Origin of the sequence: Caballeronia sp. LZ033, from assembly GCF_031451265.1 — a bacterium.
Classification (GTDB): domain Bacteria; phylum Pseudomonadota; class Gammaproteobacteria; order Burkholderiales; family Burkholderiaceae; genus Caballeronia.
This window is the reverse complement of record NZ_JARUXQ010000004.1, coordinates 592,033-617,195: the sequence shown is the minus strand read 5'-3', so window position 1 is coordinate 617,195 and position 25,163 is coordinate 592,033. Positions and strand designations below refer to the sequence as shown.

Sequence of the window (25,163 nt, the reverse complement as noted above, 5' to 3'; positions counted from 1 at the left end):
CGTCTTCAAGTCCACCGCGAACGGAACCCGCTTCGACATCCCGTTACTGCTTCGCCTGCGTCGTGATCTGGAACATGTCGACGGCCACCTTGTCGCGTCCGTACTTGCTTGCCAGCGCCGCCAGGCGTTTCTCGACTGCGCGCAGATAGTCGGACTTCGCTTCGCTGTCCGGACGCGGTGCATCGAAGAGCGGCGCGGGCGCGAGCATCAGCACGATCATCTCCGAACCGAACGGCTTGCCGACGATCCAGTCACCCATCGAGCCGATCGTCGCCGTGTAGTTCGGCGGCGCCTGGTTGTCGCGCGAGCGCTGGTTCGGCAGCAGATGCACGACGCTGCCGTCGAGCGTGAAGTAATCGACGTTGACGCTCGAATCGAAGCCGGGCGTCATCAGGTCGATGATCAGCGGCTGCCCTTCGGTGAGCCGGGTCGCCTGCGAACGCGTATGCACCGAGGCCGGCCGTCCCGACTGACGATTCGCCGACCAGTACGGCGCGAATACCTTGAGCAGATCGCACTTGTCATCCGCGACCTGCTGCACGCCGAAATTGGTGGTCTTCACGCCGGGTACGCGTCCGAGCGTGTCCTTGAGCCGTGCGAGGCCATAACGCTGTGAAACGAAGCCCTGCACGTCGACGGTCTGGTCGTGCACCGAAGCCACCAGCGCCGAGCACGGCACGCTTGCCAGCACGGGCGTGACCGCTGCCATCGTGAGCACCGGCGCGGGCGGCGCAGGCAGGACGGGCGTGATCGCCACCTGCGAACCGGCTGACGGCGGCGCTGCGCGTTCAACATGCGCGACGGACGGCCGCGGTGCTTCGTGTGCCGCTTCGTGAGCCACTTCCGTCACGCCCTTGCTACGCTCGTAGTAGTAATACCCGCCACCGGCAATCAACAGCGCTGCCACCGCCGCCGCCGCGCCGATCGCCAGTTTCGGCGTCCCGCCCTGCTTGCTCTTGCGCATTGCCGCAGTGGCTGGCTGCGGGTCGCTGATGTCCTCCAGCAGTTGCGCCACGCTCGCCGTGCGCGCTTCACGTTCGAACGCCAGCGACGCCTTCAGCGCTTTCCACTGCTTGTTGCCGAGATGCTCCGGACGCTGCGGCTTCATGCCCGCGGCCTTCGCCTGTTGCGCGGGCACGCGGTCGAACGGATGCTTTCCTGTCAGCAACTCATAGGTGATGCAACCGAGCGCATAGACATCGTCGCGCGGGTCCGGCTCGCGATGTTCCAGCATTTCGGGACTCGCGTACGCGGGCGTCAGCGCGCCGAGGCTGCCTGGATCGAAGACGGTTGCCTCGCTCTCTTCCTCGGGGCGCTGAATCACGCGCGAAATGCCGAAGTCGATCACCTTGACTTCCGACGTATCCAGCAGGAACACGTTGGCCGGCTTGAAATCGCAATGAACGAAGCCGCGCTCGTGCGCATAGGCGAGCGCATTGGCCATGCCCTTGAAGATGGGAAACACCTCGGCGAACGGCATGCCCTTGAAGTTCGGATTTCGCAGCAGGCGCGAGAGCGGCTGTCCGGAAAGATATTCCATCGTCAGATAGACAACCGGGCCGTCGCGATCGAAGTCATACACGGTCACGATGTTGCGGTGCGCCAGTTGCTGCGCCTTGCGGGCTTCGCGTTGCAATGCGATCAGCGACTTCGGATTGCCACGGAACTGCAGGTTGAGCACCTTGATCGCGACATACGGGCGACGGTCCGATGCTTCGAGCTTGCGCAGGTCCAGGGCCTTGTAGACCGTGCCCATGCCGCCGATGCCAAGACACTCCTCCAGCACGAAGCGACTGTTGAGCGTGTCGCCGACGCCTTTCATGCGCTGGTCGTGGTCGGTTCTTATCTGCGTCGCCTGACCGAACGTCCCGCCGGTGCCGCTGGTGCCGCTGGTGCCGCTCGTTCCGCTTGTCGCGCCGGATCCGCCCGAGCTGCTGCTCGGATCGCGCTCGGGCAGCGAAGGCGGCATGGGGGGCGGGGCGAAGCTCGTGGTGGTCTGCAGGCGCGTCTCGTCGCTGCCGACGGGGCCGGTGTCTGAGTCGAGTTCGGGACGAATGCGTGCCGCATGGTCGACACGGCGCCGGATGGCCGCGTAGACATCCGGGGGCAGAGGCTTGACCGCGTGCTCCTCGTCGAGGATCTCCATGAGTTGCTTTGGCGCGGACTGCTCGGTCGCAAGGGCGCCGTCAACCCGGGAAAAGAACTCGTCGCGCGACGCGCTGTTGCTCTGGAAAGTACGTATCGCTTGCGCAAAACTTGTCATCTGTGCGACGCGACGCGGCTCCTGTTCGATCGACCAAGTCCACTTGTCGTAACAAATACTTCATGCTGGTTCGATACTAGACTTCGCTTGCGCCTTAAGCAAATGACGTTTTTGATTCTGCGCGGCATCGCGCACATGTCTTTCGGATACCGACACATTTCGCTGAAGTGTCGGCTCACGCACGACGAACGCTGTGGCGCGGTTCGATTTTGGCGCCCTCGATATCGCGCGCAACGCCCGCTGCGCGGACCTCGGAGCCTCCGATGCGCCGATCACGCCGTATCTGGCATGCCTTTCGCGTCATTCGGCACGAGCGATCAGGCGCTGTCGGTCAGGGCGGAAGGTTCAGACCTCCTGCCCCGCAGGCGCTGGCGCGGTTTGTTGTGTTTTGCATGCAAAGAGCCAAACAGTGCGAAGGCTGAAGTCGACCCGACTGAAGCGCGGCGCGCCGGCTCACGAACCCACGGAGGACCTCATCATGGCTGTCATCAAAATCAGGGATCTCGCCGACAGCGTCGAACTCGACCGGCAAGCGATGCATACCATCGTCGGCGGCGCGCGAGACGGGCTCAAGCCATCGTTTCGTATCCGGACCGCAGCGAACCCGAATCGTGTCGTCGACTATCCGGGCGTGCCGGTGAGAGACGTGCCGGTGCAGCCGCCCGGCCCGTTCACGACGAAGATCGTCGGCAAGAAGGAAGAAAACTGACGCCACGGCCGGCGCAGGCGCGTCATCCCTGGCGCGCCGGCACGGCACCGCCCGTCAGACCGGCGCCCGGCGCGCTCGCCGACAGCGCGAGCGAACGCGCCGTGCGCTTCACCAGCGCGAGACGCACCTGCTCACGCGTCGCAGCATCGAATTCGCCGAGATAACGGGTCTTGCCCGCGATCACCGCGCCCGCCGGCACGCCATCGAGATACAGCACCCGATTGCCCGCGAGCGCCGGCACTTTGTCGCCGGGCAACAGCGTACCGACCAGATTGAGCGGATCCACCGCCGACAGCGCGACCAACGCCCCGTCTCGTGCGCGGCGGCGCATGTCGCGCAGCAAGGGCACCGCCTCCGGCAGCGCGAACTGCTCGCCCGCCAGACCGGCGACGAAGCGCCCGCCGCGAATCTCGCCTCGCGCTTCCAGCCGGTGATAGACGCGCAGCAGATCGCGCCAGGGCGGCAGCCATCCGGCTTCGCGTTCGAGCAGGCGCCAGAACACCACGCCATAGCGCCGCAACAAAGTCAGCGCGACGTGTTCGAGCGCGGCGTCGTCGCGCTCGCCTTCTTCGCGGGCGCGCCGCAGCAGCGCCCAGCGCCCGGCGTCGTCCATTCCGCCGATGAACAGTCCGCCGCGCCGCGGACGCCGTGCGAAGGCGTTGCGCTTCGCCGCGGGTGCGAGCAACGCGCGCAGACCGGCAAAGCTGTCCGCGTTGACGAGTCCGAGCGACACGAGTTCGCCGAGCGCATCCTCGAGCTCCGTGCGAAGGAGACGCGCGTCGGCAAGGAGTTCGTCGAAGAACATGGCGCCATGAGTTTGCAACGCATCGAACACGCGCTGCGCGCGCGACGACATTTGCGGCGCTTCATCGGCGGACAGGAGCGCATTCCATGCGTCGAGATGGCGGCGTGGCAACAGCACGATGGGTGTGCCGCGCACCGGGGCGCCCGTCGCGCGTGCGCGTCCCGCCGGCCGCGTCCAGACCAGCTTGCCGGCGCGGCAGAGTTCGTCGAGCCAGAGTCCCGAATAATCGCCGATGCGGGCCGGCAGTATCTCGTCTTCCCACGCGACGGCCGGCGCCTCGAAACCTTCCAGTTGTTCCAGCACGGCGCCGAGCGCGTCACGGCCGGCACCGCGCGCATCCGTCCCGACGCGCTGCCATTCGAACAGGAAACGCATGAAGTCCTGCCGCTCGACCGGCTCGATCTCGCGCCGCAACCGCCGCACCGTGTAGCGATGAATCCGCGCGAGCAGATGCCGCTCGCACCATTCCTCGGTCTGCGCGCCTGGCGTGAAGCGTCCGCGCATCACATAACCCTGTGCCTCCAGCCGTGTCAGCGCGAGAGCGACAGCCGAGGCCGGCAACGCAAGCGGCCGCGCGATGTCCGGCACCGTCAGCGGCCCGCAACCGGACAAGCGCGCCCGCACGATCTCGACGAGCGCGTCGTCGGGGCTCCAGACCTCGTCGAAGCCGGCGGGCGGCCGCAACGTCGGCTGCATCGGCGCGTGCTCATAGACCGCGCGCAGGCACGCGAGCCGCTCGACGGGCGTCCACAGCGCATCGTGTTCCGCGACCTGCAGCCGCGTCGCCCGGCCGCCGCGCGCCAGCGTCTCCAGCCACGCGGGCCAGTGCGGGTGGCGCTGCGCTTCGCGCTCGGCGATGCAGGCAAGCGTCGTCAGCGCCTCGTGCATCTCGTCGGCGCTGGTGACATCGGGCCAGGCTTCCGCGCGGACGCTCTCGATGGCTTCGGGATCGAGCGCACCCAGATCGTCGACCGATTGCGGATCGGTCCAGCGGCGCGCCAGCACCGCCTGCGTGCGGCGCTCTTCGAGCGGTGCGTCGTCGAGGAATGCATAGGGCTTGGCCGACAGGATCTCGGCCGCCAGCGGCGACGGCGCCGGCAATTCGCGCGTCACCAGCCGCACCGCGCCGCTTTCGATGCGGCCCAGCAACGCGAGCCAAGCGTCGCTGTCCATGGCGTCGTGCAGGCAGTCGTCGAGCGTCTGCTCGACCAGCGGATGCGCGGGCACCTCGCGCTCGCCCGCCAGGTTTTCTGCGCACGCCACCTGGTCCGGGAACACCGCCGCGAGCAGGTCCTCGCTCTTCATGCGCTGCAATTGCGGCGCCACCTTGCGCCCGCCCGCATAGCGCGGCAGCGCGAGCGCGTTGGTCGCGTTCCAGCGCCAGCGCACGCCGAACAGCGGCGCATCGAGCAGCGCCTGGATCAGCACGTGCTCGGCGGTGCTGGACTTCAGATAGCGCCACACTTCGTCGAGCGTGAAACTGTGACTGCCTGTCAGCGAGAGCACGATGGCGTCCTCGGTCGCCGCAGCCTGTAATTCAAAATTAAAAGTACGGCAAAAGCGCTTGCGCAGCGCGAGACCCCACGCGCGATTCACGCGGCTGCCGAACGGCGCGTGAATCACGAGCTGCGTGCCGCCGGATTCATCGAAGAAGCGCTCCATGACGAGCGTGTCCTGCGTCGGCAACACGGTGAGCGCGGCGCGCGCACGCGCCAGGTATTCGACGATCTGCCGCGCCGCCTCGTCGCCGATGCCGCTCTCTTGCGCCAGCCACGCGATGACCGCTTCGATGCCGTCGTCCTGCGCCAGCCGCGTATCGATGCCCGCACGCATGCGCGCGATCGCGTGCGACAGCTCATCGCTGCGCCCGGGCGCTTCGCCGAGCCAGAACGGAATATTCGGCGGCTGCCCGTTGGCATTCTCCACACGCACACGCCCGCCTTCCACGCGCACGATCCGGTACGACGTATTGCCGAGCTGGAAGACATCGCCCGCGAGACTTTCAACGGCGAAGTCTTCGTTCACGGTGCCGATCTGCAAGCCCTGCGGCTCCAGCAGCACCGCGAAATCGGCGTTATCGGGGATCGCGCCGCCCGAGGTCACGGCAGTCAGCTTGCCGCCGCGCCGTCCGCGCAGCGTCCGGCTCACCGCGTCGCGATGCACATAGGCCGCGCGCACGCCCTGACGTCCCGTATAGCCTTCCGCGAGCGTGCGCAGCACGGCGTCGTAGCGGCTGCGCGCCAGCTCCGCATACGGAAACGCCTGCGTGATGCGCTCGTACAGCGCATCCTCGCTCCATTCGCGGCATGAGACTTCGGCGGTGATCTGCTGCGCGAGCACGTCGAGGGGCGCGCGCGGAATCTTCAGCGCATCGAGTTCGCCGCGCCGCACGCAATCGATCAAGGCGGCGCATTCGATCAGATCGTCGCGCGAAGTCGGAAACAGCCGCCCTTTCGGCATGCCGCCCACGTGATGCCCCGAGCGCCCGATCCGCTGCAGGAACGCGCCGATCGAACCCGGTGAGCCGAGCTGGCAGACGAGATCGACATCGCCGATATCAATGCCCAGTTCCAGCGACGCCGTTGCAATCAGCACACGCAACTCGCCGCGCTTGAGGCGTTGTTCGGCGACCAGCCGCTGCTCGCGCGCCAGGCTGCCGTGATGCGCGGCGACGGCGTCCTTGCCGAGGCGGTCGGTGAGATGGCGCGCCGCGCGCTCCGCCATGCGTCGCGTGTTGACGAAAACAAGCGTCGTGCGGTGTTGCGCCGACAGATCCGCGAGACGGTCGTAGACGCGCTCCCACATGTCGTTGGACATGACGGCTTCGAGCGGCATCGGCGGGAGATCGAGCGCGAGATCGCGCGCGCGGACATGCCCGACGTCGACGATCTCGCACGGCTCATTGCCACCGACGAGAAACCGCGCCACGCGTTCGATAGGCTTCTGCGTGGCCGAGAGACCGATGCGCACGGGCCGCTGATGACCTGCTTCCTCGCACAGCGCGTCGAGCCGCGCAAGTGACAGGCTCAGGTGCGAGCCGCGCTTGCTGCCCGCCACGGCGTGAATTTCATCGACGATCACGGTGCGCGTGGTGGACAGCATCGCGCGTCCCGAGTCCGACGAAAGCAGTACGTAAAGCGATTCCGGCGTGGTGACGAGGATGTGCGGCGGACGCTTCCTGACCGCATTGCGCTCCTGCTGCGTGGTGTCGCCGGTGCGCACGGCGGCGCGGATCTCCGGCGCCGCCGTGCCCGATTCGCGCAAGGCCTGCGCGATGCCCGCGAGCGGCTCTTCCAGATTCACGCGGATGTCATTGGACAGCGCCTTCAGCGGCGACACATAGACGACCCGCGTCTCGTCCGGCAACACGCCACCGGCGGCAATGCCGTCGCGGACGAGTTCATCGAGTGCAGCCAGGAACGCGGTGAGCGTCTTGCCCGAACCCGTGGGCGCGGCAACGAGTGTCGAACGGCGCGCCTGCACCAGCGGCCAGGCGCGCGCCTGGGCGGGCGTCGGCGAGGCGAAGCGTGCGCGGAACCAGCCGGCGACGGCCGGATGAAAGCCTTGCAGGGCGTCGTTCGCGGGAGGGGATTGTCGGGGCATCCAGCTATTCTAGGGGCGCTTTCGAAACGGCGCGGGAGCGCTGAATATGCGTGCGCGCAGGCGGAAGACAAGCCCCGCGGTGGATTGTCGCCTCCGCTGCCCGATCGCGCCGACCGTTCTATGATGTCTGCCGATACCTGATCGTCAAACCAGCGCCACGAACGCGCCTGAACATGGAGACACGCGCGGGACCCGATCTTGCGCCAAGCCGCACGCACCACGTTCGACCCCTCATCCCACCTGCAAGGAGAAGCCCTTGAACGACGACGTCACCCCGACTTCCCTCGAGACGCCTCTCGCCCCCGATCTCCTCGCACGAATCGATGCGTACTGGCGGGCCTGCAATTATCTTTCGGCCGGCATGATCTATCTGCGCGCCAATCCGCTGCTGCGCGAACGCCTGCAACCGGAGCACATCAAGCGGCGTCTGCTCGGGCACTGGGGCTCCGATCCGGGACAATCGTTCGTGTGGGTGCATCTGAATCGCCTGATCAAACGCGACGATCTCAACATCCTGTTCGTGTCAGGCCCGGGCCACGGCGCGCCCGCGACGCTGTCCAATTCTTACCTCGAGGGTCACTACTCGGAAATCTATCCCGACCGCAGCACCGACGAACGCGGCATGCTCAAGTTGTTCCGCGCGTTTTCGTCGCCGGGCGGCATCGGCTCGCATTGCACACCTGAGACGCCGGGATCGATTCACGAAGGCGGCGAGCTCGGCTATAGCCTGTCGCATTCGTTCGGCGCGGCGTTCGACAATCCGGACCTGATCGTCGCTACCGTAGTGGGTGACGGCGAGGCGGAGACCGGCCCGCTCGCCACGTCCTGGCATTCGAACAAGTTCCTCAACCCGGCCACCGATGGCGCCGTGTTGCCGATCCTGCATCTCAACGGCTACAAGATTGCCAATCCGACCATCCTTGCGCGGATCCCGCATGAGGAACTCGCTGCGCTGTTCAAGGGCTATGGCTACGAGCCGCACTTCGTCGAAGGGCACGAGCCCGAGAAGATGCATCAGCGCATGGCGGCGACGCTCGAACGCTGCATCGCCGATATCCGCGCCATCCAGGCGAACGCGCGCGCGAATCCCGGCAACGTGACGCGGCCGCGCTGGCCGATGATCGTGCTGCGCACCCCGAAAGGCTGGACGGGGCCGAAGGAGGTCAATGGGCACAAGGTCGAGGACTTCTGGCGTTCGCATCAGGTGCCGATCGCCGATCCGGCGAGCAACCACCGCAACCTTGCCTTGCTGGAAGAATGGCTGCGCAGTTACAAGCCCGAAGAGCTGTTCGATGAAGACGGCCGGCTGATCGAATCCTTGCGCGCGCTGGCGCCCGAAGGCCTGCGGCGCATCAGCGCGAATCCGCACGCGAACGGCGGCTTGCAGCGCCAGTCGCTGGATCTGCCCGACATTCGCGAGTACGCGTTCGAATTCAAGCGGGCGGCGAACACGTATCAATCGCCGACGATGGTGCTCGCCACCTTCCTGCGCGACGTGATTCGCCGCAACATGACGAGCTTCCGCCTGTTCGGTCCCGATGAAACGGCGAGCAACAAGCTCGACGGCGTATATGAAGCCTCGGGCAAGCGCTGGCTCGCCGAGACGCTGCCGGAGGATGCCGACGGCGGCGCGCTGTCCATCGACGGACGCGTAATGGAGATGCTCTCGGAACACACGCTGGAAGGCTGGTTCGAAGGCTATGTGCTGACCGGAAGACACGGCCTGTTCGCGACGTATGAAGCGTTCGTGCACGTGATCGATTCGATGTTCAACCAGCACGCGAAGTGGCTGGAGAAGGCCAAGAACGAACTCGACTGGCGCAAGCCCATCCCGTCGATCAACCTGCTCATCACGTCGCTCGTGTGGCGTCAGGATCACAACGGCTTCACGCATCAGGACCCGGGCTTCCTCGATGTCGTCACCAACAAGAGCCCGGGCGTTGTCCGCATCTATCTGCCGCCTGACGCGAACTGCCTTTTGAGCGTCGCGGATCATTGCCTGCGTACGCACGATTACGTGAACGTGATCGTCGCGGACAAGCAGCCGCATCTGCAGTACCTGAGCATGCAGGATGCAATCGTGCACTGCGCGAAAGGCATCGGCATCTGGGACTGGGCCTCGACCGATCAGGGCGCGGAGCCGGACGTGGTGGTGGCGTGCGCGGGCGACATCGCGACCATGGAAGCGCTTGCCGCCGTCGAGATCCTCAAGGCGAACTGTCCTGACCTGAAGATTCGTTTCGTCAACGTGGTCGACCTGTTCAGGCTCATGCCGGATACCGATCATCCGCATGGTCTGTCCGACCGCGACTTCGATTCCCTCTTCACGCGCGACAAGCCGGTCATCTTCAACTTCCATTCCTATCCGACGCTGGTGCACAAGCTCACCTACAACCGCACCAATCACGAGAACATGCATGTGCATGGCTATCGAGAACGCGGCAATATCAACACGCCGTTCGAACTCGCGATCATCAACGGGGTGGACCGCTTCACGCTCGCCATCGATGTGATCGACCGCGTGCCGCGCATCGCAGAAAGCAGCGCGCATGCGAAGGAGTGGCTCAGGAACGAGATCATCGAGAGCGTGCGGTACGCGCATGAGGAAGGCATCGATCGCGACGAGATCCGTGACTGGACCTGGAAGGGTTGATGCCATGGACGAAGGCATTCTGGTGCTCAACAGCGGCTCGTCGTCGCTCAAGTTCGGCGTGTTCACCGCACGCGACGGCGACGAGCACGCATGGCTCTCGGGCAGTGCGAAAGGTATCGGGCGCGACAACGGATCCTGGTCGATGAAGTCGTCGGACGGCCGTATCGATGTCGCGCAGGATCATGTGATGGAGACGCAGCACGATGCGCTGAAGCGCGTCGCCGACGCGCTCGCCGAGCATCTGGATGTGCCGCTCGTGGGCGTCGGGCATCGTGTCGTGCATGGCGGACCGCGGCTGCGCGAACATTGCCGCATCACCGAGGACGTGAAGCACACGCTGCAAGAAGCGGTGCCGTTCGCGCCGCTGCACCTGCCGCCCGCGCTGGCGCTGATTGACGAGGCACAGCGCATCTTCGCCGATGTGCCTCATTTCGCTTGCTTCGATACCGCGTTCCACCGCACGCTGCCTGAGCGGGCAACGCGCTTTGCGTTGCCGCGCGAGTATGCGGAGCGGGGTGTCGTTCGCTATGGGTTTCATGGGCTGTCTTACGAGTCCATCGTCGGCGAGCTTGGCGCGGACCTGCCGGCGCGCACGGTCATCGCCCATCTCGGCAGCGGCGCCAGTCTGTGTGCGCTGCAGAACGGGCGCTCCGTCGATACGTCGATGGGCATGACGCCCGCCGGCGGGATTCCGATGGCCACGCGCAGCGGCGATCTCGATCCCGGCGTGCTGATTCATCTGCTGCGCCATGCCTCGCTCGACGCCGACGGCATCGAAACGCTGGTGAACCGGCGCGGCGGAATGAAGGCGTTGTCGGAATCGGACGACGACATGCAAGGGCTGCTGGCACGCCGCGCGCAGGGCGACGCGGATGCGTCGCTGGCCGTCGATGTGTTCTGCACGGCGGTGCGCAAGACCATTGGCGCGTATGCGGCGTTGCTGGGCGGCGTCGATCTGATCGTGTTCAGCGGAGGGATCGGAGAGCACAGCGACGCGGTGCGTTCGCAGGTGCTTGAAGGGCTCGGGTTTTTGGGGGCGGCGCATCGCGTGGTCGCGACTCAGGAGGAACGGCAGATCGCGCGGCATTGCAGGAGGTTGGTGGGGGACTGAGGTGACGCTTGCGTTGCGCCTTTGCAGGGTATGATGGGCGTCGGTGGGTTGGCGTGCCGGGGTCGGTTCTGCTTGCTTTGTGGCATTTTTCATGCGGCCCGGAAAATGCCATTTGGTCGATGGCGTTCGAAATGCCGGATGCAAAGGGGCTGGGCTGGACTGTCGGGCGAAGTCTTTTGCAGCGGAGCGAGGCATGTTGCGATCCTGCGTTGCGCCCTCTTCGCCTTATTGCTTCCCGAAGCATAGGCTTGCTCGCCTCGCGGCATTTTGAATACGGCATGCTTAACGCCATTTGGCCGAATGCATGCAAAATGCCTGATGCGAGAAGCTTCGGCGGGGTAGTCGAGCAAGTCGTGATGTGACTTTGCCTTGCTCTGTATCACCGCGCGGCGGATCGCTCGTTCGCTGCGCGCCGCAGTTAGCCCGTCTCGCGACATCCTGCATCCAATACGCAAAACGCCATTTGGTCGAACGTATGCAAAACGCCAAATGCACGAATCTCAAGCAGATCTGCCGAGCAGGTCGCGATGCAATCTTGCGTTGCTCCGCATCAAAGCGTGGCGGACCACTCGTTCGCCACGCCTCGCCCGGGTCGTTTCGCAGCATTTTGAATGCGTCACTCAAAATGCCATCTGGTCGAACGCATTCAAAACGCCAAACGCTCTATCAAAAGCTCAAAGCGGCAGGCATATCAACCGCCGCATCGAATCTCCGCTACCCGCCTCGCGCAGGAACGCCCAGACACTACCCCCGAACACCTCCCCCCTCTTCCGCATGATCCCGCTGCCGCAGCGACTGGGGCAACCCGAACAGCAACAACAACGCGCACAACACACTCATCGCACCAATCGCATACAGCGCAGGCGTCGTGCTGCCCATCGTGTCGCGAATGCGGCCGACCATCACCGGGCTCACGATGCCGCCAAGTTGCCCCAGCGTATTGATCAACGCGATACCGCCCGCCGCGCCCGCGCCGGTCAGAAGCTTCGGCGGCAGCGCCCAGAACGCCGGGATCGACGCGATCACGCCCGCGCCCATCACGCCCAGCGCGGCGATCAGCAAGCCCGTCTGCTTGTCGAAGATGCCCGCTGCGAAGAACCCCACGGCCGCCATGACCAGCAGGATCGCGACGAACTTGCGGCGTTCGCCCGAGCGATCCGACATGCGGCCGACCACCACCATGCAGATCGCGCCACAGATATACGGCACCGCCGTAAGCAGACCGATGATCGTCGGATTCTGCGTGCCCGCCGCGCGAATCAGATGCGGGGCCCAGAAGTTGAGGCCGTAGGAGGCGATCTGAATCAGGAAGTAGATCAGGCCGAGCATCAGGAAACCGGGCGTCCTGATCGCGCCGAACAGCGAATGACCCGTATCCGTGTGCTGGCTCTGTGTCGAGATCTGGCTCTTCAGACAGGTCTTCTCGGCGCTGCTGAGCCAGGCGGCATCATCGACACGATCCTTCAGCACCTTCAGCACGAGAATGCCCAGCAGCACGCACGGCATGCCGCCGAGCAAAAACAGCCAGTGCCAGCCCGCAATGCCCGCCACACCGTTCAAGTGCCCAAGCACGAGTCCTGAAAGCGGCGCACCGAACAAGCCGGAGAATGCCGACGCGAGAAACAGCATCGAAGTAATGCGGCCGCGATAGCTCGCCGGGAACCATAGCGTCAGGTAGTACAGCACGCCGGGCGCGAAGCCCGCCTCCATCGCGCCGATGATGAAGCGCAGTCCGTAGAACTGCCATTCCGTCTGCACGAAGACCATGAGCGCCGTCGCGATCCCCCACGAGATCATGATGCGCGCGATCCAGCGGCGTGCGCCCACCTTGTAGAGCAGCATGTTGCTGGGCACTTCGAACAGCACGTAGCCAATCACGAAGAGACTCGCCCCGAGACCGTAGGCCGTATCGGACAGCCCCAGCGAACTCTGCATCTGAAACTTCGCGAAGCTGATATTGATGCGATCGAAGAACGCAAAGAAGTAGCACAGCATGATGAGCGGCATCAGCCGCCATGCCACCTTGCGAATGATGTCCGATGTGTTGGCGAGGGAATGCGGCTCGTCGGCCGCGTTGACGCTCAGGTCGCTCATGTTTGTCTCCAGTCTTGTTGTGATGGGTGGGTCAGATGGACCGCACGTAGTCGGGCACCGGATGCAGATCGCAGTTGCGGCCCGCCTTCGCGACCTGCCCCGGCACGTCATGACCGACCAGTCCAGGCAGCGTGCGCGACAGACGGATCAGTTGCGAAAGATCGATCCCCGCAGGAATGCCCGTTTCGTCGCACAGATTCACGAGGTCTTCAGTGCAGATGTTTCCGGACGCACCCGGCGCGAACGGACAGCCGCCGAGTCCGCCCAGCGCCGCATCGAAACGGCGGGCACCCGCCTGGTAAGCAGCGAGCACATTGGCGAGCCCGAGGCCGCGCGTATTGTGGAAATGCAAAGTGAGGTCGGCGGCGGGCACGTCCGCAAGCACGCGTTCGACGAGCCGCGCAACCTGACGCGGATTCGCCATGCCGGTGGTGTCGGCGAGCGTGATGCCGGCAATGCCCATCTCACGGTAGGTCCGGGCTATCGACACCACGCGGTCTTCATCCACCCGGCCTTCGAACGGACAGCCGAACGCCGTCGCCACAGTCGCGTTCAGCGAGACCGTCGTCGACGCCCCCTGCACCAGCCGCACGATATCGCCGAAGCCCGCCAGCGAGTCTTCGCAGCTCATGCGCATGTTGGCGCGGTTGTGCGTCTGGCTTGCCGACATCACGAGATTGAGCTCATTCGCCCGTGCCGCAAGCGCGCGCTCCGCGCCCTTCACGTTGGGCACCAGCGCGACGTAGATCACCCCCTCCTTGCGGGCGATGCCGTTGAACACCGCCTCGCCGTCGCGCAACGCCGGAATCGCTTTCGGCGATACGAACGAGCCCGCCTCGATGCGCGTGAAACCGCACGCCGCAAGCGCATCGATCAGCGCAATCTTGTCCGCCGTGTCGACCCACTGCTTCTCGATCTGCAAACCGTCGCGCGGCGCGACTTCCTGGACGATCAGCGGTTCTTTGTATGCAAAATTCATTGAACCGCTCCTTCCGCGCGCAGATGTTCGACCTCGCCGGCATCGAAGCCGAGCGATTCCAGCACCGCTTGAGTGTGTTCGCCGAGCGCCGGACCTTGCCAGCGCACTTCGCCCGGCGTTTCGGAGAGCTTCGGCACGATGCCCGGCATCTTCACCGACGCCCCGCCCGGCAGGTTCGCGTGCAGCAGCATGTCGCGGGCTTGGTAGTGCGCGTCGTTGACGATGTCCGCGACCGAATAGATGCGGCCCGCGGGCACTTCTTCGCGCTCGAGCACAGCGAGCACGTCGTCCATCGAGTGATGCGTGGTCCACGCCGTGATGGCTTCGTCGAGCATCGCGCTGTGACGGACGCGGCCGTCGTTGCGGGCGAGCGCGGGATCGTCGGCGAGATCGGGCCGGCCGATCACGTGCATCAGGCGCTTGTAGATCGGATCGCTGTTGCCCGCGATCACGACGAAGCCGCCCTCTTCCGTCCGATACGTATTCGACGGCGCGATGCCCGGCAATGCGCCGCCGCTGCGTTCGCGCACGTGGCCGAGCAGGTCGTATTCCGGCACCAGGCTTTCCATCAGGTTGAAGACGCTTTCGACGAGCGATACATCGACCACCTGTCCGTCGCCCTGTCCGGTCTTGACGCGCAACACCGACATCAGGGCGCCGATCACCCCGTGCAGCGAGGCCAGCGAATCGCCGAGGCTCACGCCGACACGCGCCGGCAGTCCCTCCGCGTCGCCGGTCGTATAGCGGATGCCGCCCATCGCCTCGCCGATCGCCCCGAACCCCGGACGGTCGCGATACGGACCGGTCTGGCCATAGCCGGAGATGCGCACCATCGTCAGCTTCGGATTGATTGCGTGCAGCACGTCCCAGCCGAGGCCGAGCTTTTCGAGCGCGCCGGGACGCATGTTTTCGACGACGATGTCCGCGTCCTTTGCAAGACGCTTGATGACCTCCGCGCCGTCCGGCGACTTGAGGTTCACGCAGACCGACTTCTTGTTGCGCGATTGCAGATACCACCAGAGCGACGTGCCCTCGTGAAGCTTGCGCCATTTGCGCAGCGGGTCGCCGCCATTGGGCGTCTCGATCTTGATGACTTCCGCACCGAACTCGGCCAGCATGCGCGCCGCGAAGGGCGCGGCGATCAACGTGCCGATTTCGATGACCCGGATGCCTTGAAGGGGTCCGCTCATGCCGCTCGTCTCCTGATTTCGTTTGATGGAGACAAGCTTATTGGCGAACGCTCGGGGGCGTCCAACCGCATTTCGGCAAGGATCGTTCGCGAAACGCGAACGATCGCGGGCTTTTGAGCGTTAGGCCGACGTGCCGGAAGACGCTTCGACCGTGCGCAAGTGATCGAACAGAAGACGGCTGACCGGCGACAGCGCGTCCGCATCGCGCACGACGATCACGAGACTGCGCGCGGCCCATTCCTCCTCGAGCGCGACGGCGGCAAGGCCAAGCTGCCGCCCGATCGCCTCGAACACGTGCAAGGGCAGCACGCCCACGCCCATGCCGGCCTGCACCATGCGGCACACGGCGTCGAAGCCCGGCACGTGGATGCGCAACCGCAACGCGCGGCCCGCCTGACGCGCGGCCAGATGCGTGCGCATGTTGATCGAACTCGCTGAATGGAGGCCGATGTGATCGAAGTCGAGAGTATCGGCGAAGCTCACGCGGTCGCGTTTCGTCAACGGATGCGTCAGCGGCGTCACGATGACGAGCCGGTCGTGCCGGTAATGCACGGTGTCGAGGCCGCGCGTATCGGCGTCGCCGGAACAGATGCCGAGATCGACGAGACTGTCCGCCACACCCTCGATGATGCCGCCGCTCGGCCGCTCTTCCAGATCGATCTTGACCTGGTCGTGCATCGAGATGAACGCGCGCAGATCCTCCGGCAGGAATTCCACGATCGCCGACAGGTTGGCCATCATGCGCACGTAGCCGCGCACGCCGCTCGCATGTTCCGCCAGTTCGATGCCGATGTTCTCGACATCGCGCAACACGCGGCGCGCGTGATGCAACAGCGTCTCGCCGGCAGGCGTGAGCGCCATGCCGCGCGCCTTGCGCTCGAACAGCACGGCGCCGACGGCCTGCTCCAGTTCGAGCAGCCGCTTGCTGGCCGCCGACACCGCAATCGCCTCGCGTTCCGCCGCGCGCGTGAGAGTGCCTTCCTCATGGACCGCGAGGAAGAGTTGCAGAGTCGTGAGATCGAGACGTCGGAGAAGATTCTTGAGGGCCATCGCCGGATGGGCGCGCCTAGCGGGCGTATTTGAAGGTGCCTTGCGCGCTCGCGATCATCACGCGACCGTCGACCCACGCCTCGCCGCGAGCGAAATAGACCGAGCGCCCCTGACGCTCCAGGAAGCCTTTGGCGACCACCTTGTCGCCGACGCCCCGGTCCAGATAGTTCACCGTCAGCGAAAGCGTGAAGCCGTGCACGGGTTCGGGGCCGGTCGTGAAGAGACCGGCGTATCCGCATGCCGCGTCGAGCAGCGTGGCGATCGCGCCGCCCTGCAGGATGCGTTGCCGGTTCAGATGCCCGGCGTGTATCGGCATCAGGAATTCGGCGTAACCGGCGCGCCACTCGCTGAACGTCGCGCCCAGCGCTTCGAGAAACGGATTGTCCAGGTCCAGGTGCGCCACCATTGCTCCTTCTCCGTTTTCGTTGCGTGCAATTGTGCCACCTGGAGCTCCACATCGCTGCGGGGCACAAAAAAACCCGCTCGCAGCGGGTTGGATGAATTCAGGAACGGTCAACGCGTAAAACATGGCCAATTGGCAAAATCTGCATGCTCGAAAACCAGTGACGCGCGAGCGGAGATTTTTTACGTCTCCGCCAGTCATTCACCAATTTCACATGACTCATGAAACCGGAACATCAATTGAAATTGACAAAATTTGTTACGCTTAAAATGCCTCGTGACAAAGCGTGCCATGCACGCAACACATTGCGATGTTGCGATCAGTTATATCCACGAATGACGCAGGATTTCTGTTCCTCTTCCGATTTCTCACTGGCAAAGCGTCCGCAGATTTCCGCGACATAATCCGGTTCCGCCGATACCTGGCTGGAGCGGTGCGATACGGACACGCTTGTATCCGGGGGCAGTTCGCCGTCTTCGATCCAGGCGTAGTAATGCGCGCTCGTATTGGCATCCATCGTTAGTCTCCTTTCGTTCGATGCACTCGACAAGATTGATGGTTCCAGAATGCGCCTCCTTGAAGCGGCTGGCCCTAGTGGATTTCATTAATGGACGCGGCCGAAAAACGAAGCAAGACTCAAAAGAATGTCTGCGTGTTGCGCAAACGGAATCGTTTCAATCTACCTGTCCTTTTTCGAAGCGAAAAGAATGCCCGGTCGCAGCCGGGCATTCTCAAATCGAATGAGTGCGAAAGCGGTGCTTTAAAAGCACTCCACATTCCGCACTGCACTCTTCTATGAGTTACACCACATTCTTTTCCACGATCGGCCGGCCTTCCAGCACGCGCGTCCAGTCGAGCGGCGAGAGATCGAGCGTTTCATAGCGCCCGTGCAGGATCATTTCGCTGACGCCACGCCCCGTCGCCGGACCTTGCTGCAGTCCATGGCCGCTGAAGCCATTGGCGAAGAAGCAGTTCTCGACCTCCGGATGCGCGCCGATGATCGCGTTCTGGTCGAGCACGTTGTACTCGTAGTAACCGGACCAGCAACGCTCGACCCGCAGCGCCTCGAAGCCCGGCACGCGATGGGCAAGCGTCGGCCAGATCACGTCATCGAAGAGCGCGTGATCGACTTCGTCAAGCGGCAAGTCGTCGGGATCATGTTCTGCGGAAGGCGAGGTCCCGCAAATATAGGTCTGCCCTTCAGGCCGGAAATAGACGCCGCTCGGATCGATCAGCAACGGCGCGCCTTCGAGCCGCGCCGGCGACGACACATTGAAGATGCTCCGGCGCCGCGCATGCACCGGCAGGTCGATGCCCAGCATCTTCGCCACCGGCCGCGCCCACGCGCCCGCGGCGTTCACCAGCACGTCGCACGCATGGGTTTCGCCGTTCGCCGCCTGCACCGCCGTCGCGCGCCGGCCGTCACGCCGGATGCCCGTCACCTCGCTCGCCACGTAACGCGCCCCGAGCGCCTGAGCCTTGCGCCGCAAAGCCTGCACGAGGCCGTAGCCGTCGAACCAGCCTTCGCCGCTCTCACCGTAGGCGCCCGCCGCCAGATCCCCGGTATGCAGCCAGGGAAAGCGCGTGGCGAGCTGCGCGGCATCGAGCAGACTGATATCCGCGCCGAGTTCGCGTTGCAGCGCGTGGTTCTCGCGCAGCGTCGCGGCCCCGGGAGCGGTCGCGAGGAACAGATAGCCGCCTTCATGCAGATCGATCGACGGCCGTTCGCCGTTCACCTCCAGCCGCTCGCCGATCGAGCGCAGGAACTCGATGCCGTAGAGCGACATGCGCACCGAGAGCGGCGTCGAGAACTGCTGGCGGATCGACGCCGCCGAGAGCGCCGACGACGAGCGCGCGTAAGTCGGATCGCGCTCGATCACCGTGACCTGCACGGTCGGATCCGCAGCCCGCAAGAAATACGCGACCGAACTGCCGATCACGCCGCCACCCACAATCACCACTTGAGAAGCCACGCCGCCTCCGTGCGAATGCCACTGCCGATATTCGATGCCGACGCCGCTGCGCGCTTAGCCCAGGTTGAAGTCGATGCCCTGCGCCAGCGGCAATTCCGACGAGTAGTTGATCGTGTTGGTCGCGCGGCGCATGTAGCCCTTCCACGCATCCGAGCCGGATTCGCGTCCGCCGCCGGTTTCCTTCTCGCCGCCGAACGCGCCGCCGATCTCCGCGCCGCTCGGCCCGATGTTCACGTTGGCGATGCCGCAATCGCTGCCCGAAGCCGACAGGAAGCGCTCGGCTTCGCGCAGGTCGGTCGTGAACGTGCATGACGAAAGGCCATGCACGGCCGCGTTGTTGGCGGCGATGGCGTCGTCGAAATCGCTGTAGCGCATCACATAGAGGATCGGCGCGAAGGTTTCCTTCAGCACGACGTCGGTCTGCGACGGCATTTCGACCAGCGCCGGACGCACGTAGTAACCATTCTCGTGACCCTTCACGGCGACGCGCTCGCCGCCATGCACGGTGCCGCCCTCGCCCTTGGCCTGCTCGAGCGCGTCCTGCATGCGCGCGAACGCCTGCACGTCGATCAGCGGTCCCATCAGCACGCCCGTCTCCAGCGGATTGCCGACCGGCACCTTGCCGTACAGCTCTTTCAGACGCGCGACGGTTTCGTCATAGATGCTGTCGTGCACGAACAGCCGGCGCAGCGACGTGCAGCGCTGCCCCGCCGTGCCGACCGCCGAGAACAGGATGCCGCGCAGCGCCAGGTCGCGATTCGCAGTCTGCGAGACGATGCCCGCGTTGTTGCCGCCGAGTTCGAGGATCGAGCGGCCGAAACGCTGCGCAACCGCGACGCCGACCTTGCGGCCCATTTCCGTGCTGCCGGTTGCGCTGACGATATCGGAACGCTTGTCCGCGACGAGCGCCGTGCCCACCTCGCGCCCGCCGATGAGCAGCGCAGCCAGTCCGGCCGGCGCCGAGCCGAATTCGTCGAGGGCGTCGCGCAGGATGCGATCGACGGCGAGCGCCGTGAGCGGCGTCTTTTCCGACGGCTTCCACACGACGGCGTTGCCGCACACGAGCGCCAGCGCCGCGTTCCATGACCACACGGCCACCGGGAAATTGAAGGCGGAGATGATCGAACAGACGCCCATCGGATGCCAGGTTTCGGCCATCCGGTGACCCGGACGCTCCGACGCGATCGACAGGCCGTAGAGCTGACGCGACAGGCCGACCGCGAAGTCGCAAATGTCGATCATTTCCTGCACCTCGCCCAGCCCTTCCTGAAGAATCTTGCCCGCTTCGAGCGACACCAGCTTGCCGAGCGCTTCCTTTTTCTCGCGCAGACGATTGCCGAGCAGGCGGACCAGTTCGCCGCGGCGCGGCGCGGGCACGTTGCGCCAGGTGGCGAAGGCGTCGCGGGCGGCGGCCAGCGCGGTGTCGACGTCGGCGGCGGTGTGCTGCTTCACGCGGCCGATGACGTCACCCGTGATCGGCGAAGCGACGGCAAGGTCGCCGTCGGCGACGAGATGCGCGATGCCGAGGTCGGCGAGGATCGATTGTGCGTTCACGATGAGGGTCCTTTCGAAAGTAAGTCCGGCTCGCACCGGCCGTGCAACGCGACGGCCCAGCGCTGTTTCTTATCAGAAACTTGAGAGAATTTCGGAAACTATACGCGCTGCGGCTCCGCGCCACAACAGCGCTCAATATCATGGTTGTTACGCATGCTTGCCAGCGCTTTTGGGCATTCCTGCACGTCCCGCCCGGCGCTATCGCGATGTTATGATCGGAAACAAAACGATGTCCTCTGCGACCCACGACACCCATCTTCCCATGGCTAGCCCCAGCACGAAAAACCCGCCGGATACTTCCCCGGTCGATCTCGGACGGCGGGTCAGGCACGCGCGGCTCGCGCTCGACCTGACGCTCGACACTGCGAGCCGCGTGTGCGGCGTGTCGCGTTCGGCGCTGTCGAAGATCGAGAACGGGCTGATGTCGCCGACCTTCGACGTGTTGCAGAAAATTGTCCGCGGGCTGCGCATCGACCTCGGCGAACTGTTCGGCACGGCGCCGGCGCCCAGCGCGAGCGGACGTCGGGCGCTCACCCGGCGCGACGCCGGGCAGCGTCACGCGTATCGCGGCTATCAGATGGAACTGCTCGCCACCGAGCTCGCGCACAAAGCCATGCTGCCGTTCCGCATCCGGATCTCGGCGCATACCCTCGACGCATTCGACGACTGGGGCCGCCACGAAGGCGAGGAATTCCTGTACGTGATCAGCGGCAGCGTGTGCCTGTATTCCGAGCTGTATGCGCCCACCCAGCTGAACGCCGGCGACAGCATGTACTTCGATTCGCGCACCGGCCACGCGGCCATCTCGACGAGCGAGGAAGACGCCGAAGTGCTCTGGATGGCGACGGGCGGCAGCGTGCCTTCCGGCGATCCACCCGAAAACACCGCCTAGCTGCGCGCGCGCAACGCAAGCCGCATCGGCATGGCGCTCGGCCCCACCGTGAATGCGCAGGTCTCGTGGATCCGCGACGCGTCCACGGCGAGCCGGGCGGTGAAGTTCGCCGTCAGCATCGAGATCACGAGCCGCATCTCGACCGCCGCCAGATGGCGTCCCGGACACACCCGCGGCCCCGCGCCGAATTGCAGATAGGCATGGGGCTCGTGCGCGCCACGCTGCGCCGGACAGTCGTCCGGCGCGCCCTGCTGCGCCCGGTGCTCATGCAGCCAGCGGTCCGGATCGTAGCGTTCGGGCGCGGCGAAGTTGCGCGGGTCGAGCATCGCGGGGCGATGCAGCAGGAAGATCTTGGTGCCGGCCGGCAGGCGCACGCCGCGCAGCCGCACGTCTTCGACCGGTTCGAGCGAAAGATACGGCGCGACCGGATGCAGACGGCTCGCTTCCGTGCAGAGCGCCTCGCACAGGTCGAGCGTGCGCATCGCGGCGTAGCCCGGGCACACGGCGGCATCGCCGAGGACCGTGCGCGCGTGCGCCGCGACCCGCTCCTGCAAGGCTTCGTCCGCGCCTAGGAACAGCAGCGCCCAGGCGATGCTCGTCGCGGTCGTCTCCTCGCCCGCCACGAGCATCGTCAGCACGTTGGCGGCGACTTCGTCGTCGGTCAGGCCGGAGCCGGGCACGTCGCGCAGCGCGAGCATCGCTTCGAGCAGATTGCGTGGTTCGACGTCGAGATCCATGAACGGCATCTCGCGGGCTTCGGCCCGCGCCTCCTCGCGCATGCGCGCGCGCGTGCGCGCCATCAACGAACGGATATGGCGATGCACGTCGATCATCGCGGCGTCGAACTGGCGGTCACGCGGGAGCTTCACGTAATGCCACCACGCGAACGGCGAATTGACGCGCGCCATCAGCGTCGGCAGCAGCATGGCCAGTTGCTGCTGGATCAACTCGCGCCCGTTTTCCAGCGTGTTCGGGTCGTCGCCGAGTGCGAGCGCGCTCGTGACATCGACGGTGAAACGCTTCAGGTCGTCGAGCATGTCCACCACCGCCCCGGCGCGCGCCGCGGCTTCCCAGCGGCGCCGCAGACGCTCGGTGATGGCGGCGAGCGTCGGATAGAACGTCTTGATGTGCGGAATGGACAGCGCCTGCATGACGAGGCGGCGTTGCGATTCCCATCCGTCGCCTTCGATCGAAAACAGCCCGTTGCAGCCGAACTCCTTCAGGATTCTCTCGATGGGCGCATAGCGGCGGTAGCGATACGGACGTTCGCGCAGCACTGTATGGGACAAGTCGATGTCGTCCCAGACTGTCACCCGCGTGGTGCCGAAGCGGAAGACGTAGGGCGTGCCCAGTTCGGTGGCCCAGCGCTCGAGCGTCAGGTGGTGCGTGGCGGGCGGTAGCTGATGCAGATTGCCCAGCAGAGGCAGGCCGCGCGGAGACGGCAGGTCGTCGACTTCGCGGAAGGACGGCGTAACAGGCGCTGCGTGCATGATCGGCCTCGCGAAGGCTTGATCCGGGCAGGAGGGTGCCGAGGCCCGCTGGTGGCGGCTCTACGATCCGCCGCGACCATACGGTTATAAAAAAGGGGAACTTTGTCGCGAATGAAGTACGTGAGGATTTCGATGGGTTCCTTCACTGCATACACAATGATGAAATAAGGGTGAACGACGATTTCGCGAGTTCCGAAAACGCGGCCAGTACGATAAAGATAAGGAGCTCCGCGGCCGACTCAGGTGCCGCCCCGATCAGCGCTTTGATCATGCGGGCAGCGGCGGGACTGCGTTCTGCGATGTACTGGATGATCTCCTTGAGGTCGAGGCGCGCGGCTTGAGTCCAGACAACATTTAACGTCAAGTTGCCCTCGACTTGTGGCGTCTCTCGGCAGCTAGAATGATTTCTTCCATTTCGGCCATGACCTGATCATGCGGAATCCGCGGCCGCGTATCCGCCATGGACCGTCTCACTTTCTCGCGAAACCACTTGTCATAGGCTTCGGCTTCTTCGACGGTAGCGAACTCGGACACGATGGGATCGAGCGGAGTAGTCATTTGCGGTTCTCGTTTCATGATGAATTCATGATATCGCAGGGCCGCGCGGGGCGTCACCTCGGCCATTCGGCCAGCGCGCCCGCCGCTTACCCGGCCTTCGACGTAGGGCTGCCCTTGCCGCCCGACGCCAAGACCACGTGCCCCTCCACCTTGCCCGCCGATCGCTTGAAATAAGGCGAACTCAGAGTCGCCGCACTCATGTCCGACGCGGCTTCGAGCAACGCGGGCGCGAGCGCCTCCAGGCGGGTGTCGGGCAGGCGGCTGGTCGGCCCGGCCAGACTCACGACGCCCACCACCACGCCCGTTACCGGATGGTGGATCGGCGCGGCCATCGACGTCATCCCGGCCTCGTACGTTTCGCTCGCGATGCCGTAGCCGCGTTCGCGCGCCGCCTGCAAGCCGGCAAGGAAATCCTGAATGCCCTTCGGCGCCCGTGGCCCGCCCGCGCCCGGCTTGCCGAGGCCGCCCTGCCTCGCCACGAGTTCGAGCGCGGCTTCGTCGGTCAGTGACGACAGCCACGCCTGCCCGCTCGCCGTGCAATGCAGCGGCGGCTGGCTGCCCATGTCGGGGTCGTAACGCAGGCCGGATTTTGCGCCCTGCGCCTTGCCGACGAACGTGATGTGGTCGTCCTCCACGACGCCCAGCCGCGCCAGTTCGCCCGATTGCGCCGCGAGCCGGTCGAGCACCGGCTGGGAGACGTCGAGCACGCCGCCGGTCGACAGATAGATGAGCGCCAGCGACACCAGCTTCAGCGCCAGCATATATTCGCCGTGATCCTCGTCCTGACGGACGTAGCCTTCGTCGATCAGCATCGCGAGCAGCCGGTGCGTGCCGCTGCGTGGAATGTTGAGCGTGTCGGCGATGGTGGCAAGCGGCATGCGCCCGCCGTTTTTCGCCAGCAACTCGATGATCGACAACGCCCGCTCCAGGTTTCCTGCCATCTTCAGCCTCTCGAAGTTCCGATTCGGAATAAGAACACGATTCCACCTCGGAATTCAACCGCCGGATGTCATTCTCTTGCGTGCGCCGCTTCCAGCACCGCCAGCGTCGCCTCGCGCAGACGCGTGGCCCGCGTGAGGGCATCGGCGCTGCGGGCCCACTGGTTCATTGGCGTTTCGATCGACAGCGGCAGATCCTGCGGCAGCGCCCGCAGCATGCCGGTCAGATCGAGGCCGCCTTCGCCCGGAATCATGCGTTCGGCGCGCGCCTGATACAGCAGCGTGTCGAGGTCCGTCGGACGTTCGGCGGGCGCGTCGCAGAATTGCAGATAGCCGAACCATTCGCGCGGCAGGTCGGCGAGCGCGACGGTCGACGAACCGGCGCGGTCAAAATGAATCGGATCGACGATCAAGCCCGTGTTCGCGCGCCCCGCCGCCCTTACGATGCGCGCGCCCTGCACGATGTCCTTCGCGTCCGTCCACGGCATCGGTTCAAGCGAGGGCGACAGGCCATACGGCTGCGCAAGATCGCACAGCGCCGCGAGACGCGCGGCGGTACGCGCCTCGTCGGGATCGTTGCCCGCGACGAGCACGTAGCGCGCGCCGAGTTCGGCAGCGGTCGCGAGCATTGGCTCGTACGCGGCGACATCCGTGTCCGGTTTCAAACGCAGGATCTCGGCATCGAGCACGCCGATGCCGGTATCGTGCAACGCCGCCAGCGTCTCGCGCTTGAGCCGCGTCGCACCGACGATCTCATGGCGCACCTCCGTGTCCGTCGCCGGCAAGAGCCGCAGGCCGACAAAATCGTAACCGGCCCGCGCCGCGCACTCGACCATCTGCGGCGGCGTCAGCTCCAGCACCGTCAGGGCCGACAGGGACAACTTGCGTCGTGACATGG

The 25,163-nt window shown here is 65.2% G+C and carries 19 protein-coding genes; 4 read left to right on the top strand and 15 right to left on the bottom strand.

The window, feature by feature from the left end; translation table 11 throughout:
* Nucleotides 1-43: 43 nt before the first annotated feature.
* Complete coding sequence (locus tag QCE62_RS30010; RefSeq protein ID WP_309926163.1) at nt 44-2,263, bottom strand: protein kinase domain-containing protein; 2,220 nt, start codon at nt 2,261-2,263, stop codon at nt 44-46.
* 478 nt (nt 2,264-2,741) lie between these two features.
* Between QCE62_RS30010 and QCE62_RS30005 the strand changes: the two genes are divergently transcribed.
* On the top strand, nt 2,742-2,972 hold the full coding sequence (locus QCE62_RS30005) for a hypothetical protein (RefSeq protein WP_309926162.1): 231 nt from the start codon (nt 2,742-2,744) through the stop codon (nt 2,970-2,972).
* 22 nt (nt 2,973-2,994) lie between these two features.
* On the opposite strand, the gene QCE62_RS30000 is transcribed toward QCE62_RS30005, so the two are convergent.
* Nucleotides 2,995-7,380: a DEAD/DEAH box helicase gene (locus tag QCE62_RS30000; protein WP_309926160.1), complete on the bottom strand. Its 4,386-nt coding sequence runs from the start codon at nt 7,378-7,380 to the stop codon at nt 2,995-2,997.
* Between the two features lie 256 nt (nt 7,381-7,636).
* On the opposite strand from QCE62_RS30000, the gene QCE62_RS29995 reads away from it, so the two are divergent.
* A complete protein-coding gene (locus QCE62_RS29995; protein ID WP_309926158.1) occupies nt 7,637-10,033 on the top strand; it encodes a phosphoketolase family protein in 2,397 nt (798 codons plus the stop codon).
* A gap of 4 nt (nt 10,034-10,037) precedes the next feature.
* Nucleotides 10,038-11,144 carry an acetate/propionate family kinase gene (locus tag QCE62_RS29990; protein ID WP_309926156.1) on the top strand — a complete coding sequence of 369 codons (1,107 nt, stop codon included), beginning with the start codon at nt 10,038-10,040 and terminating at the stop codon, nt 11,142-11,144.
* Between the two features lie 744 nt (nt 11,145-11,888).
* On the opposite strand, the gene QCE62_RS29985 is transcribed toward QCE62_RS29990, so the two are convergent.
* From QCE62_RS29985 to QCE62_RS29950, 8 genes are all read right to left on the bottom strand, one after another.
* Nucleotides 11,889-13,238: an MFS transporter gene (locus tag QCE62_RS29985; RefSeq protein ID WP_309926154.1), complete on the bottom strand. Its 1,350-nt coding sequence runs from the start codon at nt 13,236-13,238 to the stop codon at nt 11,889-11,891.
* Nucleotides 13,239-13,269: 31 nt separating this feature from the next.
* Nucleotides 13,270-14,217: a hydroxymethylglutaryl-CoA lyase gene (locus QCE62_RS29980; protein WP_309926153.1), complete on the bottom strand. Its 948-nt coding sequence runs from the start codon at nt 14,215-14,217 to the stop codon at nt 13,270-13,272.
* Nucleotides 14,214-15,407, bottom strand: coding sequence for a CaiB/BaiF CoA-transferase family protein (locus QCE62_RS29975; RefSeq protein WP_309926151.1), 1,194 nt, complete (start codon nt 15,405-15,407; stop codon nt 14,214-14,216). The genes QCE62_RS29980 and QCE62_RS29975 overlap by 4 nt, the downstream gene beginning before the upstream one ends.
* A 120-nt stretch (nt 15,408-15,527) precedes the next feature.
* Nucleotides 15,528-16,457 (bottom strand): LysR family transcriptional regulator, encoded by a 930-nt coding sequence (locus tag QCE62_RS29970; RefSeq protein WP_309926148.1) that lies wholly within the window; start codon nt 16,455-16,457, stop codon nt 15,528-15,530.
* Nucleotides 16,458-16,473: 16 nt separating this feature from the next.
* Nucleotides 16,474-16,863: a PaaI family thioesterase gene (locus QCE62_RS29965; protein WP_404987610.1), complete on the bottom strand. Its 390-nt coding sequence runs from the start codon at nt 16,861-16,863 to the stop codon at nt 16,474-16,476.
* A gap of 316 nt (nt 16,864-17,179) precedes the next feature.
* Entirely contained in the window at nt 17,180-17,377 is a 198-nt protein-coding gene (locus QCE62_RS29960) for a hypothetical protein (RefSeq protein ID WP_309926146.1), read from the bottom strand.
* 283 nt (nt 17,378-17,660) lie between these two features.
* Nucleotides 17,661-18,833 carry an FAD-binding oxidoreductase gene (locus tag QCE62_RS29955; protein ID WP_309926144.1) on the bottom strand — a complete coding sequence of 391 codons (1,173 nt, stop codon included), beginning with the start codon at nt 18,831-18,833 and terminating at the stop codon, nt 17,661-17,663.
* Between the two features lie 54 nt (nt 18,834-18,887).
* Nucleotides 18,888-20,387, bottom strand: coding sequence for an aldehyde dehydrogenase family protein (locus tag QCE62_RS29950; RefSeq protein ID WP_309926142.1), 1,500 nt, complete (start codon nt 20,385-20,387; stop codon nt 18,888-18,890).
* A 262-nt stretch (nt 20,388-20,649) separates the two neighbouring features.
* Here QCE62_RS29950 and QCE62_RS29945 point away from each other — a divergent pair, with 262 nt between their 5' ends.
* The gene (locus QCE62_RS29945) at nt 20,650-21,279 is read left to right on the top strand and encodes an XRE family transcriptional regulator (RefSeq protein WP_309926140.1); all 630 of its coding nucleotides are present in this window, start codon (nt 20,650-20,652) and stop codon (nt 21,277-21,279) included.
* On the opposite strand, the gene QCE62_RS29940 is transcribed toward QCE62_RS29945, so the two are convergent.
* The 5 genes from QCE62_RS29940 to QCE62_RS29920 form a co-directional block, all read right to left on the bottom strand.
* Nucleotides 21,276-22,769: a cytochrome P450 gene (locus QCE62_RS29940; RefSeq protein ID WP_309926137.1), complete on the bottom strand. Its 1,494-nt coding sequence runs from the start codon at nt 22,767-22,769 to the stop codon at nt 21,276-21,278. The two genes, QCE62_RS29945 and QCE62_RS29940, sit on opposite strands and share 4 nt — an antisense overlap.
* 142 nt (nt 22,770-22,911) lie before the next feature.
* On the bottom strand, nt 22,912-23,133 hold the full coding sequence (locus QCE62_RS29935; protein WP_309926136.1) for a type II toxin-antitoxin system RelE/ParE family toxin: 222 nt from the start codon (nt 23,131-23,133) through the stop codon (nt 22,912-22,914).
* Complete coding sequence (locus tag QCE62_RS29930; RefSeq protein ID WP_309926133.1) at nt 23,130-23,327, bottom strand: stability determinant; 198 nt, start codon at nt 23,325-23,327, stop codon at nt 23,130-23,132. The genes QCE62_RS29935 and QCE62_RS29930 overlap by 4 nt, the downstream gene beginning before the upstream one ends.
* A gap of 86 nt (nt 23,328-23,413) precedes the next feature.
* On the bottom strand, nt 23,414-24,268 hold the full coding sequence (locus QCE62_RS29925) for an IclR family transcriptional regulator (protein WP_309926131.1): 855 nt from the start codon (nt 24,266-24,268) through the stop codon (nt 23,414-23,416).
* 68 nt (nt 24,269-24,336) lie between these two features.
* On the bottom strand, nt 24,337-25,161 hold the full coding sequence (locus QCE62_RS29920; protein WP_309926130.1) for a sugar phosphate isomerase/epimerase: 825 nt from the start codon (nt 25,159-25,161) through the stop codon (nt 24,337-24,339).
* Between the last annotated feature and the right edge of the window lie 2 nt (nt 25,162-25,163).